The sequence below is a fragment of the Pseudomonadota bacterium genome, assembly GCA_018817425.1.
GTDB lineage: Bacteria > Desulfobacterota > Desulfobacteria > Desulfobacterales > RPRI01 > RPRI01.
Genome location: JAHITX010000091.1, coordinates 1 through 16,233 on the forward strand (window position 1 = coordinate 1; position 16,233 = coordinate 16,233).

Sequence of the window (16,233 nt, forward strand, 5' to 3'; positions counted from 1 at the left end):
CAGCCTTAACCATGAATAATCTTTTCCCGGATTGTCGGAAATATTAACCATATTGTAATGCTTCGCATCAACTATAGATGACAAGATATAAGATCATTCTGATATTCCCATTTCTTCAACCAGATCTCTTAAAAAGAAATCAAGAGTTTCTTCAACTGATTGGGAAAAAGGTACGACAGGCTTCCATCCGAGCAGAGTTTTTGCCTGACGTATGGAAGGACGCCTGTGTTCAACATCCTGGTAACCGGTACCATAAAAAGTTTGAGCTTCGATTCTGCGGATACCTGCTAAAGGCGGAAAATGTTTTCTGAGTGGGTGAGAAGAAAATTTGTCTACAAGAATTTCTGCGAGCTCTGCCATGCTCTTTTCATTATCAGGGTTTCCGATATTAAAAATTTTACCGTTGCTGTTATTATTTTTATCCTCGATAATTTTAAACAAACAATCGATACCATCTTTGACATCTGTAAAACACCGCTTCTGGCTGCCGCCGTCCACCAGGCGAATCGGTCTTCCTTCCACCAGGTTTAGAATAAACTGGGTTATTACACGGGAACTGCCGATTCTGGCTGAGGCGAGAGAATCAAGCCTGGGGCCTAACCAGTTAAAGGGGCGAATCAGAGTGAACTTCAAACCATTGGTTGCGCCATAGGCCCATATTACCCGATCAAGCATTTGTTTGCTGCATGAATATATCCACCTTTGTTTATGGATGGGACCAAGAACAAAATTTGAACTCTGCTCGTCAAATTCAGAATCCGTGCACATGCCATAAACTTCGGAAGTAGAAGGAAATATCAGCCTTTTTTTGTACTTGACACAGTATCTAACAATTCGTAGGTTTTCTTCAAAGTCGAGTTCAAATACACGCAGAGGATTTCTCACATATTCTATAGGTGTCGCAATAGCAACAAGAGGTAGTATGATATCACATTTGCGGACATGATATTCTATCCACTCTCTCATGATTCCTATGTCGCCTTCCTTAAAATAAAAGCCAGGCCTATCAAGCAGACGGTTTATAGCATTAGTTGAAAGATCCATACCATATACATCGTAGCGGCCGCTATCAAGCAGCCGTTCACTCAGATGATTGCCTATAAAACCGTTTACTCCTAAAATAAGAACATTTTTTTTGCGTTGCTGCTCTACAATTATTTCCACTTGGCCGTTAAACTTCATACCTTTTGCCAGATTGAGTTCTTCGGCTAGCTGCCGACCGCTCATATAGACTCCGTCTTCAGGTTGCCCAAAAATCACTTCCACAGCATCATTACCGCAGGCAATTTTAAAAGGATTTGTGGAAAGCACTGTGCCTGGTGAAGCTTCTTCTGATATCTGAGCTATACTAACCTGCCAAAAAAAACATTTACGATTGCCTATATAGGAAAAGGCGCCCGGATATGGTCGGGTTACTGCACGAACAAGGTTACGGACATCGGAAGCTTTTTGCTCCCAGTTGATTTCACCATCTTCCGGTTTACGCCCGCCGAAATAGCTTGCCAGTAAATGATCCTGAGGGATATGATCAGCGCGATTTTCCCGGATATTCGGCAACTGTTCATCCAGCAGGACGGCCGATGCTATTTCAATTTTGTTGTACAAACTTGAAGCTGTATCATCATAATCTATGTTTACACTTTTTTGGCAAACGATATCACCAACATCCGGTTGAGGTGTCATATAATGAAGTGTTACGCCGGTTTCTTTTTCGCCGTTTATAAGTACCCAGTTTACGGGGCAACGGCCACGATAACGGGGGAGAAGCGATCCGTGCAGATTAAGAGCACCTAAAGGGATAAGATCCAGAATCTTTTTGCTCACAAGGTTTCTGTAATAAAATGAGAAAAGTATATCCGGCTTCATTTCCTTTATTCTTTCCACCCATAATGGATGATTGATATTATCCGGCGCATATACCGGGATATCATTGGCTGCGGCAAGCTCCGCAACTGATTTGAACCATAGATTTTCGCCGGGATCATCTTCATGGGTAAAAACCGCGGTGATTTCGAAGCCGTTTCTTAAAAGTGCTTCTATTCCTGCGCAACCGATATTGTGGTAAGCCAAAACAACTGCCTTCATTCCGGAGTCCTTTCTCTAAATATTTTTTATAATAAATAAAAAAATGTTGTTATAACAAAGTTAAATTTTAATTAATTTTATACCAAGTTAAATATGAAGAAATGATGAAGCGAGAGTGCAGGAACAAATTATTTTTAAAATAGTTGGACTTTTTATGAATCTATCCATTATTATATCTTGTTAATAAAATAAAGCTCTGAATTTTTAAATTACAAGATGATGGATTAAAAGTCAATTATTGTTGTCTATTAGATAATATTTTAACATCATAAATATGGAAAAGAGCAATATATGAAAATAAGAGAAGATTTTTTACCCCTGTCAAAACCTTCCATAGGGGACAATGAGATTGAAAATGTTGTAAAATGTCTGAAATCAGGATGGATTACCACCGGACCCGCCAGCAAGGAATTTGAAGATAATTTTTGTAAATTGACCGGTGCTAACCAGGCAATTACTGTAAGTTCAGCAACAGCCGGAATGCACATAGTACTTCTCGCACTTAATATCGGAGAAGGAGATGAAGTAATCACGCCGCCTATGACCTTTGCGTCAACCATCAATATGATTGCGATGCAAAAAGCAAAACCCGTTTTTGTTGATATTGATTATGATACCTTAAATATCAATGCCGATCTTATAGAAGAAAAAATTACTTCTAAAACCAAAGCAATTATTCCTGTTCACTTTGCAGGTGTACCTGCCGATATGGATAAAATTATAAAAATTGCAAAACACCACAATCTTATAGTTATCGAAGATGCGGCACATGCTGTTGGCACTTATTATAATGGTATTCATGCCGGTGGCTTTGGACATATCGCGATTTTTTCTTTTCATCCCTTAAAAAATATCACAAGTGGTGAAGGAGGTATGATTACACTAAGTGATGAAAAACTGGAAAAAAATTTAAGGTTATTAAGATTTCACGGGATAGAAAGGGATGCATGGAAGCGTTATGGCAAGGGAGGAAACCCGGAATATGATATCTATCAACCTGGGTTCAAATATAATTTGCCGGATATGCTGGCAGCTTTAGGGCTTGCCCAGTTAGAAAGGTTAGATGACATTAACAGCAAAAGAACCCGGATAGCAGCAACTTATATAAACGGGCTTAAAGATATCAAAGGGATAGAATTGCCTGGCATTCCCAACTATTCGCACATCAATTCAAATCATCTTTTTGTGATAAAAGTACAATCCATGAAAAGAGCGATGTTTATGGAAAAATTATCTGAATATAATATAGGGTATGGCTTTCATTTTCCGGCTTGCCATCATTTGAATTATATAAAGGAAAAGTATGGAACTGACAATTGGATGCTTCCCGAAACTGAAAGGGCTGCGGAACAAATTATTTCACTTCCACTTTTTCCCGATATGAAAGAAGATGATGCTTCTTATGTTTGTGAGGCTATAAGAGAAATATTAAAAAGGGATTAATAGATGAGCACACAGAATATGATTTCTCTGGTAATTCCCGTTTACAATGAAGAAGAAAATCTGCGTTTACTGATTGAACGAATACATCCTGTTATGCAGCAAATGAACAGGCTGTATGAGATAATTCTTATCGATGACGGAAGTAAAGATAATTCTCTTTCTATATTAAAAAACCTTGCAGTATGGCCTGAGATAAAGGTTGTTGCGCTTGTAAGAAATTATGGCCAGCATGCAGCAATATTTGCCGGCTTTTCAATTGTTAAAGGTGACATCATAATTACACTGGATGCTGATTTGCAGAATCCACCCGAAGAAATTCCCAGGCTTGTAGCAGAAATGGAAGAAGGTGGGTATGATGTAGTAGGCACAATCAGAAAAAAGCGCCAGGATTCGATTTTCAGACTTACAGCATCAAAGCTAATAAACATGGTGGCAAGAAAAATTACCAAAGTAAGTATGACTGACTGGGGATGCATGCTGCGTGCATATAAACGTCCGGTGGTAGAGCGTATGATCGCCTGTCATGAGCATTCAACATTTATACCGGCGCTTGCCGTATATTTTGGAAAGCATGTTACCGAAATTGAGGTTGCTCATGAAGAAAGAGCCGGCGGAATATCTAACTACCCTTTAAGAAAACTTATAAATCTTCAGTTCGATCTTGTATCATCGTTTTCTGATTTGCCCATGAAATTCCTTTTGTATGGAGGGATAGTAATGTCTTCGGCCGGAATTTTGTTTGGTGTATTTTTAATCATTGCAAGGCTGGTATATGGTGCTCACTGGGCTGCCCAGGGTATTTTTACACTTTTTGCAATCCTTTTTGTTTTTATAGGGTTGCAGTTTTTTGCCTTCGGAATATTAGGAGAATATATCGGCAGGATTTACAGAGAAGTTAGAAAAAGACCCGAGTACGTAATTGACAAGGTCTATTCATCGGATAAAGCAGATATTGCTCTGGAAGACAAATCTTAATAGCTGTCAGATATTTTTCCCATGATAACAATAAGGCGTGTGTATGAATGAAAATGTTTTAGGCATCAAAATAGATGTGGACACCTACCAGGGTATGAAAAAAGGTGTGCCCCGCATTCTTGATATTCTTAACCGGTTTAATATAAGAGCAACTTTTTATTTAAGTATGGGGCCCGATGCTTCGGGTAGAGCTGCTCTTCAACTTATCAAAAACCCGCTCTTTTTTAAAAAGATGATAAAAAGCAATGCTGCCGGGCTCTATGGTTTCAAGACGGCTTTGTACGGGACATTGCTTCCATCACCCATGATAGCGCTTTCTTTTCCGGAAATTGTAAAACAAATAATATCAAATGGGCATGAAGTCCAGTTCCATGCATGGGATCATAGGCGCTGGCAGGATGAGCTATACTTAAAATCAATTGAATGGATAACAGAATGGTTCGAAAAAGGTATCAATTCATTTAAAAAGCTCACAGGATATATGCCAACATCATTTGGAGCACCGGCATGGCTTATTGATGACAGGGTCATGGAAATTATCGGTAAATACAAATTTGATTACTTAAGCTGCACAAGAGCCAAAGAACCTTTTGTGCATGAGAAAATCAGTGTTGTGGAAATTCCTTCCGATCTACCTTGTATTGAAGAAATAGGTATTGATAACGCTATTTCTCAAATAACTTCATTATTAAAAAACGGCGGCATTCATGTGCTGCCGGTTCACGCTGAAGTTGAAGGCGGCATAAGAAGCAATTACTTTATTCAATTGCTTGAGCAAATTGAAATGATGAATTACTCTGTAAAAACTCTTGGTGAGATAAAAGACTATCTTTTTGAAGACATTGCTGTTCGCAAATATAAAATAGAGCTGCTTTCCGGGCGCTCTGCTCCTTGCGCTGTTTAAATTACTATGATTAATTGTTATAGAGCGTGGCAATTACAATGAACTTGGAATGCTCATGATCACCGTGGCTGTCAGCAAGTCTTGTGGTACCGGTACTAACCGTTATAATTTTTAGACCATGGTGCGGCAAAACGTAAAAGAGAAATGCCTGGTTTGAATCATTATAACGGTTCGGGCGGGAAAAGGTATTCGATTTTAAGATGCCCCATGTTTATTGTCTAGTACTTCACGCAGCTTTTGCCTGATCATGGTAATTCTTAATGGCTTTTGAAGATGGAAACCATATCCTTTACTTAAATTTTGATCTGCAACAGCCTCTGATGGATAACCCGACATAAAAACCACTTCTATGCCTGGACGAACAGATGCTATCATGTTGGCAAGATCTTTACCGTTTATTTCCGGCATAATAATATCGGTCAGCAACAGATCAATAGTGCCATCATAAGTTTCATTAATTCTTAAAGCTTCTTTTGCAGTAGAGGCCACAAGAAGCTGATAACCTAAGGGGTTTAAAGCATTTTCTATAATTGAAAGCAATATCGGTTCATCATCTACAATAAGGATTGTTTCTTTCCCCCCTTTTATCGGGGTAGTATCAATTTCAGAATCTTTTTTAATCTCTTTATGATTTGAAACAGGTAAATATAAATTAAATGCTGATCCTTGATTTGGTTTGCTTGTTACATCAATATATCCGTTATGCTGTTTAATAATGCCATAAACTGTGGCAAGGCCCAGCCCTGTTCCTTTTCCAATCTCTTTTGTGGTATAAAAAGGTTCAAATATATTTTCAAGAACTTCATTGCTCATACCGCATCCAGTATCACTTATTGTAAGCTTTACATATTTTCCCGGTTTCACCTCTTCAAGATTTATTATATTAATATCACTCATTACTACTTCATCTGTTTCTATAGTTAAAATACCTCCATTTGGCATAGCATCTCTTGAGTTTACAGAAAGGTTTAACAAAATCTGTTCCATCTGGCTCTGGTCGCACAAAGCTTTACTGGTTGTTTCGGAGAATTTCAGATTTAATGTTATGTCTTCACCTATGATCCGCTCCAACATTTTGATCATATCGGTTACAACAGTGTTAAGATCGGTATCACTAATTTCCAGCATTTGCTTTCGGCTGAAAGCAAGAAGCTGTTTTGTAAGAGATCCGGCCTTTTCTCCCAGGCCCATGATTAATTCAATACGTTCTTTTAAAGGGTCATTTTCTGCAATATCAAGCAGTGCAAGTTCGCTGAAACCTAATATGCCGCTTAATATATTATTAAAATCATGAGCCACACCCCCGGCAAGCCGCCCTATAGATTCCATCTTTTGCATGTGTAGAAACTGTGATTGTAATAATTGTTGCTTTTTTTCGGCTGTCACCTGATCGCTTATATCCCGTACAACATGTACTATACCTGTAGTCTGGTTATTCTTGTCAAAGCGGGGAATCGCCTTTACTTCAAGATGTTTGCCAAGATGGGGTTCAAATATTTTCTTAACAGCGATTTTTTCTGTTTTTAGAACATTACAACATGGACAATCAGGTTGGAGATTAGCATAACCATGATATAACTGAAAACATTTATATTTACTAATATCATAAAAAGATATTCCAAGCAGGTTCAGCGCAGTTTTATTTGCCCGGATTATATTACAATTGTCGTCATGAATGGTTATAGCATCATTTATTGTATCAAAGGTTTCTTCCCACTCATTTTTTGCCTGAATGAGCATATCCTGCATCTTTATTCTTTCTGTTACATCTTCTCCTGAAGTTAATATTCCGGTTACTTTACCTGTTTCATCTTTTAGCAGAACATCGCTCCATTCGATAACTCTTTGTTCACCTTTTTTAGTAAGTATGACACCTTGTAAATTCTTTGCTTTTGATATGTCTATTTCACCGGCAAGCAATTGTTTGATGAAAATTTCAGTTTCGTATCGTTTATCTTCAGGAATAAAAGTATCAATAGCATTTTGGCCGATAAGCTCATTTTCTTCATATCCAAATATTTCGCAAGCTTTCTTATTAGCTAAAATCAATTCAATATCAAGGTTAACCGCTATGAGTATTACTCCTGCGATATCAAGGTATTTTTGAGCTGTTTCCTTTTCCTTTTGCAATGCAAGAGCATTTCGTTTGCGTTCACTTATATCGATACCGATACCGATAACACATGGCGTGGCTTTAAATTGAAACAGTTTGGCGGTAAGATAATGAGGAATTGTTTTCCCGCTTTTGGAAAGTAAATTTGCAACTATTTCTGCATGGCCATCTTTAAAAACCTTTGCAATTGTTTCAGACACCAAAGCCTTTTCTTGATCTATGCACAGATCAAGAGGATGCATCTTTTCAATTTCTTCAAAAGAATATCCTGCTACTGTTTCAGCATTTTTATTCCATCTTAAAAACCTTCCTGTATTATCATAAAGATAAAAAAGTCCGGGCAAGCTGTTTAAAGCCGCATCCGAAAAATCTCTTTCCGATTTCAGATTTTCTTCAGCTTGCTTTTGTTTAGTAATGTCTTTTATTATACCGACATTGTTAATTACCTTACCCGATGCATCCTTTACAGGAAATCCATGGGCCTCAACCCATCGGATAGATCCATCCGGATTGATTATGCGGAATGCAATATCTAAGGGCATACCTGTTTTGTATATATCAGCAGCAGAGACTATCCGCGCCATGTCTTCAGGATGAACGTTGTCAAAATATGATTGGGGATTTTCGACATAAACATCTAAAGATTTTCCTCTGATCCGTTTAAAGCCGGGACTTGCATAGATTATATTTTCAACTTTGGCATCTAGCACCCAGAAACCTTCATTGATATTTTCAGCAATCATTTCAATGAGTTTATTGGTTTTAATCAGCTCATCATGTTTTTTGACAAGCTTACTATGAATACTATCTAACTGAGTTCCTATGGATTTTGTCAGTTTGGCTATTACTATGCTGACTATCGCAGCGGATGCTATTGCAATTATAGATCTTGCAAAAGCAGGATTTACTCTTACAAAAGATGCTAACAGTCTTATTAGTATGTCGTTTATAAAAACAGCCGCAATTATGAGAGGAAAGAATGTCATTAGTAAGCGGTTGCGAAGAGATATGCCTGTAAATAACCTTACAGGCAGGGTCTGGGGACCTGCTGCTGTAAAAAGTCCCATGCCGAGAAAAACTAAGGATATTGCTCCTATGATAGGAATGGGGATGGGATCTTGCCTGTATAAAAAGGGTGTTTTATATAGATAAGCAAGGAGTAAAATTAATTCCGTTAAAATAGAAGATATTGCGCAAAAAGCCGCTAAATTATTATAAAGCTGCCTTTTTTGGGAAGGGAAAGCCAAAAATAAAATACCTGTGGAAACAATTATAAGATTTGCTGCTATAACAGGTGGCATATCACCCAATAAAAAATTCTGATAAATAAAAATCAAATATTTAGCATCAAGTCTTATGCCTGAGAAAAAACTAATAATTATAACAAGAAATGCACATGTTACAATAATAATTTGTTTCAAACGGTTTTCAGGATTTTTTAAATGAAATATATAAGAAATACTGAGTATGCAAAGACATAAGGTGGTGATAGGACAAGGTTTGTAATTTTGACTTATAATAGTGAGCCTTGCAGATTCCAAAATCCATCCGGCAAATGACAGAATACTGATTGATGCTGTTATAAACAGACACCATATCGAGAACTTTCTCAAAAAAGCTTCCGTATGCTTTTCGCTGGCCATAGCTCTCCTGTTTTCTTATTGCATTTATATATAAAAGCACACTAAAACAGAATACAAAAGGCAATACTTTAAATATCTATTGAAAACAACTAATTATGAATTATATATATAAATAAAGATTATATTAACTTGTAAATAGCAGGATGAATATACTATATAATATGAAATAAACTGTTAATCTAATATCGGTAGTTTAAGCTTGCTACAATATTATTTCAATATATGATTTTATTCAAGGTTATTCTTGTTTTACTATATATTTTATGGTTAATCCCTGGACAATGATAGAAAACACAACAACGATATAAGTCATTGTAATAATAGCATCTCTTGCGTATCCCAACGGCAATGACAGTGCAAGCGCAACGGATATTCCGCCGCGCAAACCTCCCCAAGTCATTATTTGCATTGATCTTAGGTTGATTCTCTTTCTGGCAGGCATAAAAAACTGGGGTATTCCTATGGATAGAAAACGTGCACAAAGTACTACTGGTATGGCTATGAACCCGGCAATAAAGTATCTGCCTGTAAGCGCTATTACAAGAAGTTCTATTCCGATCAAAACAAAAAGCACAGCGTTGAGTATTTCATCTATAAGCTCCCAGAATGTATCGAGGTTCCCACGGGTTTTTTCAGACATCGCTAGTTGTCTGCCATGATTGCCTATCAAAAGACCGGCAATAACTATAGCTATAGGACCTGAGAAATGAATGGCAGTTGCCAGTGCATAGCAACCCATCACCAGAGCAAGGGTAATAAGAATTTCTGTCTGATAATTGTCTATAGTTTTTAAAAAATAGTATGCTATCAAACCTGTTATAACTCCTAAGCCAACACCCCCTAATGTTTCTTTGCAAAAGAAAAGTAGTATTTGTGAAGGTGAAACATCCGCTTCGGTATCTATTAATTTCAACAGGGTAATAAATATTACAACCCCCACACCATCATTAAACAACGATTCACCGGTAATTTTTATTTCCAGGTTTTTTGCAACTCCTGCCTTTTTAAGTATTCCCAGCACTGCAATAGGATCAGTAGGAGAAATAAGGGCACCAAAAAGCAGGCAGTATATTAGATTGAGATTAATTCCCAGCCAGCCCAAGAACAGGAAAGCAGAATAACCGACCATTAAAGTTGAAAGCATAACCCCGATAGTTGAAAATACAAGTATTTGCCATTTTTGCTTTAGAAGCTCATTCAGATCAACATGGAGAGCGCCGGCAAAAAGAAGAAAGCTTAGCATGCCCACCATTAGTGATTTATTGAAATCAACTTTGCGTATAATATCAAGCCATATCATTTCAAGGCCATGTCCTGTCTGCCCGAGATGTCCCAGTATTACCATGCAAAGAGACATAATTATGGATATGAACATCAAGCCTATAGTTGTTGGGAGCTTGATATATCGGTAATTAATATAAGCAAACAAGGCTGCAAGTGTAACAAGCACGGCAATTATATTGAACAAACCCATTTATTCCACCTTAGTTTTGAGAAAAAATATAGCAGTAGTAATAAGCAAAACGAAATCACTTGACCTGTATAGCATATATATCCCCAAGTTTGCTTTTTAGCAAATAAATCTTATAGATGTATTGCCGTTTTTGAAACATCGAAATATTATAGGTCAAAATACAATATGCAAAATATGAATAATATTTTCTGGTTAAGATTGCTTTAGGGTGGTATTGTAAAGCTGTTTTCTTTTGTAATGGGAATAATTCATACAGGGATACAGAGTGAAAACTTGGAATAATTTTTGTTTTGGGTTATATAATATATCAACTTCATGTCATTTAACTAAAAATAATATTAATCAAAAAGGGAATTGGGTCATGAAACAACCTGAACCTGTTAAAAGCTTTACTGATATTGAAATGCAATTCCGTTTATTACTCGAAACCTCTTTTGACGGTGTCATTATAGTACTGCCTGACGGCTTAATAGCTGTTGCAAATCCCATTGCTTGTGACATGTTTGGATATGCTGAAAAAAATTTATGCCACATAGCTAGTAATAAATTGTTCGATCCTGATGATCCAAGAGTACCAATATTACTGGCAGAACAAACTCGAACCGGAAAAGCCAGGGGCGAATTGTTTCTACATAAAGAAGATGGTAGTAAATTTCCAGCAGAATTATCAGCTATGGAATGTTATAATAGCCCTGCTGATAAGTTAACGGTTTTGACTATACGAGACCTTACCGAATACAAGCGTATTGAAGAAGTATTAAAAAACGCTAACCAGAAGATTTCTACCGTTTTGGCCAGTATCACCGATATTTATTTTACCTGGGATAAGAAAGGCCGTTTTACCGACCTTAATCAGCAAGCGGAAATAGTTATGGGAAAGACAAGGGAAGAAGTTATCGGTAAAACATTGGCTGAGCTATTCCTTAAAACTAAGAAAGAATATATGCAGAATTACTGGACTGCCATGGCAAGTAATATCCCTATGTTCTTTGATGCTCTTTTCCTTTTCGGCAGATGGTTTGAGGCTCATGCTTATCCTTCGGAAGAAGGGCTATCAGTTTATTTTAAAGACATCAGTAAACGTAAACGGGCAGAAAGAAAATTAACATTAAAAACCGAAAGCCTCGAAGAAGTTAATGCGGCTTTGAAGGTTTTATTGCGGCAACTTGAAGAAAGCAAAGGAGATATTGAAGGAAAGATTCTATCAAATGTCAGAGAACTTGTTTTGCCTAACGTTGATAACTTAAAGAATACTAACCTGTCTTCCCGTCAACTCTCTGTTTTAAACATCATTGAATCAAATCTTAATAATATTATTTCGTCATTCTTACCTTTGTTGAAACTTAAGCACCATAATCTTACTCCCAGAGAAATCGAAATAGCTACCCTCGTAAAAGAAGGAAGATCAATTAAAGATATTGCTGAATTGCTAAGTATCGGTATCAGTACCGTGCAATTTCACAGAAACAGCCTCAGGAAAAAATTCGGTTTGAAAGACAGAGATGCAAACCTTCGATCCTACCTGTTAAGCCTTCATTAACAATAGTATTAGCCTATAGTTTTACTGTTATTATATTGGAGTTGTATTTAATAATAATCCTGTTAATATCTTCAACAGTTCTTGTTATCTTATGTAAATGCTCTGATTTTAAAGCAATTTTATGCTGGGATGATTTTAACTAAATCAAATAATTCAGTAATAACATCTCAGATGCTTAACGCTATTCTATGTATCTAAAATTTTAATCTTTACCATTAAAAGTACAATAAATACATGATCAACCATCAGTATATCTTAAAACAAGGAACACATTTGTCTATTCCTCGTTGATCATAAAACGGTCTTTTTTAAAAATACCTTAAAAAATTATTAAGCGTTAGCTTACCTATGTTCTCAGCAACTATAAATTAAAATCATGTTTACAGAAAAAGGAGTTTTCCGGCATTAAACAGCCCTTTTGTTGTTTGATGTCTTGCCTGACAGCGCCTGGTAAATGTTGTTGCCTCCAAAAGGGCTGTTTAATGCCGGAAATAAAAGATAATTATAACAACTACAAAGTCGGAGGGAGGAATGAAGAAAATGAAACACTTGAGAATTATAAAGTATTTTGGATTATCATTGTGCTCATTGTTTATTCTGTTTTTGTGTGGCGGTATTATTCAGGCAATGGATTTGCCAAAGGTAATTGATAAGACCAACTGTAGTCAATACAAAGATTTTTTCATTCCCGCTATGTACAGTGCGATTGAAAGAGGCGACTTTGTCATTACACCGGGTAAAATAAACTTTGACTATAAACTCCCTGACAGTTTTCTCGCAGCGAGCGCAAAGAATGCGGGAAAATTTGACATAAATCCTGAAGGCGATTTGATCGATAAACATACCGGAAAATACCCGGAAAATATATACGGTTATCCTTTTCCCAACATTGATTTCAAAGATCCCAAGGCGGGAAGCAAGATTATATTGAACTTTGATTATCAGATATATCGCTTAATGGGTATAAGGCTGCGTAGACCTCTAATATGGATAAATAAATCAGGAGAGGAACGTTATATAGAAGGTTTAGATCAACGACTTTATATGGTAGGCAGGCCGCCGGGTCAGGAAATAACCAAGAATCCTGAAAATGTTCAGATGTATGAATTTCAAAGAGTTTTGGAGCCGATGAGTGTAAAAGGAACCAATACATTGGCCTGCATTTATATAGACCCAAGGGAAGATAGCAATCATGCTTATATTCCTGCCATTCGCAGGATTCGGCAAACCGGCGGAACGATGAGGTCTGACCCCTATATGGGTTCTGATGCATGGCTGGATATGAATTACGGGTGGAGTGGCAAAGATCGTTCCATGAAATGGAAGTATATAGGAGAGAAGACAATACTTGTTCCTTTTACCAGCCCCAATATGATTCCTGTACAGGAATTGCCGGATGGAAGGGTTACTGTAAAATATCCTTACACAGGTAGGTGTTTCAAATTAAATTACGAAATTCCGGGATGGAAGGGTGCTGCTTGGGCACCTGCGCCTGGAGTTATAACCTATGTTCCCAGAAAGGTGTGGATTGTGGAACAGATGCCTAAAGATCCATATTATAATTGGGGGTTGCACGTAAATTATATTGACCAGGAGACTTATACTATCTGGTATAAGGAGGTATATACTAAATCCGGCGAATTCAGGACATGGGTACTTACTTTCTTGCATTATAGTGAGACTCCGACCGGTAAAAATAATACAGGGGATTGTGATGGTCAGCTCTATATAGATGAACTATCTCATCATGCTACTATGATAGCTAGCGCCCCTCATCCTGAAGCCTTTTTATATATGCCGGTTTCAAAACTGGACCCCAGCTATTTTACCGTGTCTAATTTCTTGTTGTTGTCTAAATAAAATACCTTTCTTACTATAGGTCGGGGCTTTATGGCCCCGGCCTGATTACAAGTCCATCATCTTTGATTTTAAAAAGATAATAACTGCCTCCCCCCTTGCTTGAAAGGAGTAATAAATATGGCAACAAAGAAAAATAAAGAGAAGGAGAATAAAAACGCATCCCGCAGAGAGTTTTTGAAAAATGCGGGGCTTTTTACCGGTGGCATAGCAGGCACTATGGGCATGGCCAATTTTGCCGGTGCTGCCACAGCCGGTAAAGATACGGCAAAAGAAGTCCCGATTCCGGGAAAGATTGTCTCGGTACCCGACCCGTTTTACGAAGTATATGATACTGATATACTTATCCTCGGGGGTGGTTTCGCTGCTGTATCCGCAGCCATGGAGGCATATGGTCAAGGTGCCAATTTACTCGTGGTAGACAAAGGGCCATTCGGTTTTAGCGGCGGGTTTGGCATGAATTGGGACAATTACGTTGCCAGTATAAAAGATGGTGATCTGGCATATAGGTTTAACTTCTGGTATTCAGAGGGTTTGGGCAATCAGAAAGCAATGAGTGCAGTCTATAATCATAAGCCAAATAACCAAATGCTGCTCGATATAGCCAACCGTGGGACAACGGCTTTTAGCAGAAGCAATGAAGGGAAATTAATCACGATACCCATGATGCCTGGTACGGACGTGGTAGAGCATGGATTCAGCAGACATGAATCTGATGAGCTTAAAAGGTATGCATTAAACGTGGTTGAGAGAACCATGATTACCGACCTGTTTATACAAGACGGGCGGTGCATTGGAGCCATGGGTATTTATTTACCTACAGGCACGTTTCGTGTTTTCAGGGCTAAAGCCACCATTGCCGCCGCAGGTCCATGTACATGGCACTACGGCTGGATTTCCATAAGCCCTGTCTCTATAGGCAGTCCTGATAATACCGGAGACTTGGATGCAATAGCCTTCAGGCATGGAACCGGATTGACAGACTGCGAATTCATGGCAAATGACTTGATAGGTATATACCCTGAAGGGCTTGCAGGAAGCTACAATGGAAGTATTGGAGCTGACGATCTTGACTGGGCGTACATATGCGACAAGAATGGCGACTTCTGGATGAAAAATATTTCCCGTGATGAAATGAATCGGGGATTGTTTGCGCGTGAGATTGCTAAAAAAATTTTTGAAGGCAAGGGCGGCCCCAATGGAGGTGTGTTTGTTGATTGTCGTTCCAAAGCTCACGTTGCCGGTTTAAGAGATACTTATCGGCGCAACGTAAAGCCTTACAAGGACTTGTTCGGAATTGACATTCGAAAGGAACTCTTTGAAGTAGCTCTTGAATGGTATGAATCCAACGCGCATCCAATCATTGACGAAAATTTGGCAACCGAAATCCCCGGTCTTTTCTGTCCCTTAGGTGGCGGCATAAGAGGTGTGAGGACCGGCGGCATTGATATGAATATGAGTGCCGGCTCACTTTCAGCGGTTAAGGCGGTTGAATATGCCAATAAGATGCAGATCAACGAGATAGACTGGAAGCCGGTGAATAATGAATTTACGCGAGTCCATGAAATCCTTAACAGAAAGGTGAATAAACCGATTCGTCCTCATGTTGTAAGGCGCGCCATTCAAAAGGCTTCTTATAAGGCTTTGGGGCCGATACGAAATGGGGCAAGCCTTGAATCATCAATAAAGGAGCTGGTCAGGATCAGGAAAGAAGACCTTCCAAGGATGATCATTTCCAACAAGACGAAAACCTTTAATATGGAATGGAAAGAAGCTATCGAAAACTATAACATGATTGATATGGTCGAAGCCATGTGCCGGGCGGCTTTGATGAGAACCGAGACAAGGGGGCAGCATTACAGATCGGATTTTGACAAAAGAGATAACGAAAACTGGCTTTGCAATATTACCGTTAAACTGGATAACGGAAACATGAAGCTTGAGAAGAAACCGATCGTATGTCTGGATTATACCCCTGAACAGGTAAAAAAAATCATAGATAACAAATTTGCCCTATAAAGGAGAAGAAGGATGGACGTAAAAATATTGAAATACGATCCGGCAATGGATGCAAAACCTTATTACAAAATCTATAATGTTCCATGGAAGAAAAACATAACGGTTCTTGAAATAATAGTATATGTTCATGAGAACCACGAAGCAATTGCCTTTGATTATTCCTGCCGGGGAAGGGTATGC

The 16,233-nt window shown here is 38.1% G+C and carries 10 protein-coding genes; 7 read left to right on the forward strand and 3 right to left on the reverse strand.

Going from position 1 to position 16,233, the window contains the following annotated elements:
* Positions 1–93: 93 nt before the first annotated feature.
* Positions 94–2,085 (reverse strand): bifunctional UDP-4-amino-4-deoxy-L-arabinose formyltransferase/UDP-glucuronic acid oxidase ArnA, encoded by a 1,992-nt coding sequence (arnA, locus tag KKC46_15605; protein MBU1055228.1) that lies wholly within the window; start codon positions 2,083–2,085, stop codon positions 94–96.
* A 291-nt stretch (positions 2,086–2,376) separates the two neighbouring features.
* On the opposite strand from arnA, the gene KKC46_15610 reads away from it, so the two are divergent.
* Genes KKC46_15610 through KKC46_15620 form a run of 3 tightly spaced genes read left to right on the forward strand, consistent with a single transcriptional unit; the run spans position 2,377 to position 5,407 of the window.
* Complete coding sequence (locus tag KKC46_15610; protein MBU1055229.1) at positions 2,377–3,528, forward strand: aminotransferase class I/II-fold pyridoxal phosphate-dependent enzyme; 1,152 nt, start codon at positions 2,377–2,379, stop codon at positions 3,526–3,528.
* Positions 3,529–3,531: 3 nt separating this feature from the next.
* Positions 3,532–4,503 carry a glycosyltransferase gene (locus KKC46_15615; protein ID MBU1055230.1) on the forward strand — a complete coding sequence of 324 codons (972 nt, stop codon included), beginning with the start codon at positions 3,532–3,534 and terminating at the stop codon, positions 4,501–4,503.
* A 43-nt stretch (positions 4,504–4,546) separates the two neighbouring features.
* Positions 4,547–5,407, forward strand: coding sequence for a polysaccharide deacetylase family protein (locus tag KKC46_15620; GenBank protein ID MBU1055231.1), 861 nt, complete (start codon positions 4,547–4,549; stop codon positions 5,405–5,407).
* 195 nt (positions 5,408–5,602) lie between these two features.
* Here KKC46_15620 and KKC46_15625 read toward each other — a convergent pair whose 3' ends face one another.
* The gene (locus tag KKC46_15625) at positions 5,603–9,163 is read right to left on the reverse strand and encodes a PAS domain S-box protein (protein MBU1055232.1); all 3,561 of its coding nucleotides are present in this window, start codon (positions 9,161–9,163) and stop codon (positions 5,603–5,605) included.
* Positions 9,164–9,401: 238 nt separating this feature from the next.
* A complete protein-coding gene (locus KKC46_15630) occupies positions 9,402–10,637 on the reverse strand; it encodes a sodium:proton antiporter (protein ID MBU1055233.1) in 1,236 nt (411 codons plus the stop codon).
* A 361-nt stretch (positions 10,638–10,998) separates the two neighbouring features.
* Between KKC46_15630 and KKC46_15635 the strand changes: the two genes are divergently transcribed.
* The 4 genes from KKC46_15635 to KKC46_15650 all read left to right on the forward strand — a co-directional run.
* Positions 10,999–12,177, forward strand: coding sequence for a PAS domain S-box protein (locus KKC46_15635; GenBank protein MBU1055234.1), 1,179 nt, complete (start codon positions 10,999–11,001; stop codon positions 12,175–12,177).
* A gap of 531 nt (positions 12,178–12,708) precedes the next feature.
* Positions 12,709–14,037, forward strand: coding sequence for a DUF1329 domain-containing protein (locus tag KKC46_15640; GenBank protein ID MBU1055235.1), 1,329 nt, complete (start codon positions 12,709–12,711; stop codon positions 14,035–14,037).
* 117 nt (positions 14,038–14,154) lie between these two features.
* The gene (locus KKC46_15645) at positions 14,155–16,053 is read left to right on the forward strand and encodes an FAD-binding protein (GenBank protein MBU1055236.1); all 1,899 of its coding nucleotides are present in this window, start codon (positions 14,155–14,157) and stop codon (positions 16,051–16,053) included.
* Positions 16,054–16,065: 12 nt separating this feature from the next.
* Positions 16,066–16,233, forward strand: a 168-nt coding sequence (locus KKC46_15650) for a succinate dehydrogenase/fumarate reductase iron-sulfur subunit (protein ID MBU1055237.1), incomplete at its 3' end; no start/stop codon positions are given.

Bases quoted from the DNA above. Each gene is read 5' to 3' on its own strand.
- KKC46_15625 (MBU1055232.1), bottom strand. From the start codon at position 9,163: ATGGCCAGCGAAAAGCATACGGAAGCTTTTTTGAGAAAGTTCTCGATA.
- arnA (MBU1055228.1), bottom strand. From the start codon at position 2,085: ATGAAGGCAGTTGTTTTGGCTTACCACAATATCGGTTGCGCAGGAATA.
- KKC46_15615 (MBU1055230.1), top strand. From the start codon at position 3,532: ATGAGCACACAGAATATGATTTCTCTGGTAATTCCCGTTTACAATGAA.
- KKC46_15620 (MBU1055231.1), top strand. From the start codon at position 4,547: ATGAATGAAAATGTTTTAGGCATCAAAATAGATGTGGACACCTACCAG.
- KKC46_15635 (MBU1055234.1), top strand. From the start codon at position 10,999: ATGAAACAACCTGAACCTGTTAAAAGCTTTACTGATATTGAAATGCAA.
- KKC46_15630 (MBU1055233.1), bottom strand. From the start codon at position 10,637: ATGGGTTTGTTCAATATAATTGCCGTGCTTGTTACACTTGCAGCCTTG.
- KKC46_15610 (MBU1055229.1), top strand. From the start codon at position 2,377: ATGAAAATAAGAGAAGATTTTTTACCCCTGTCAAAACCTTCCATAGGG.
- KKC46_15640 (MBU1055235.1), top strand. From the start codon at position 12,709: ATGAAGAAAATGAAACACTTGAGAATTATAAAGTATTTTGGATTATCA.
- KKC46_15645 (MBU1055236.1), top strand. From the start codon at position 14,155: ATGGCAACAAAGAAAAATAAAGAGAAGGAGAATAAAAACGCATCCCGC.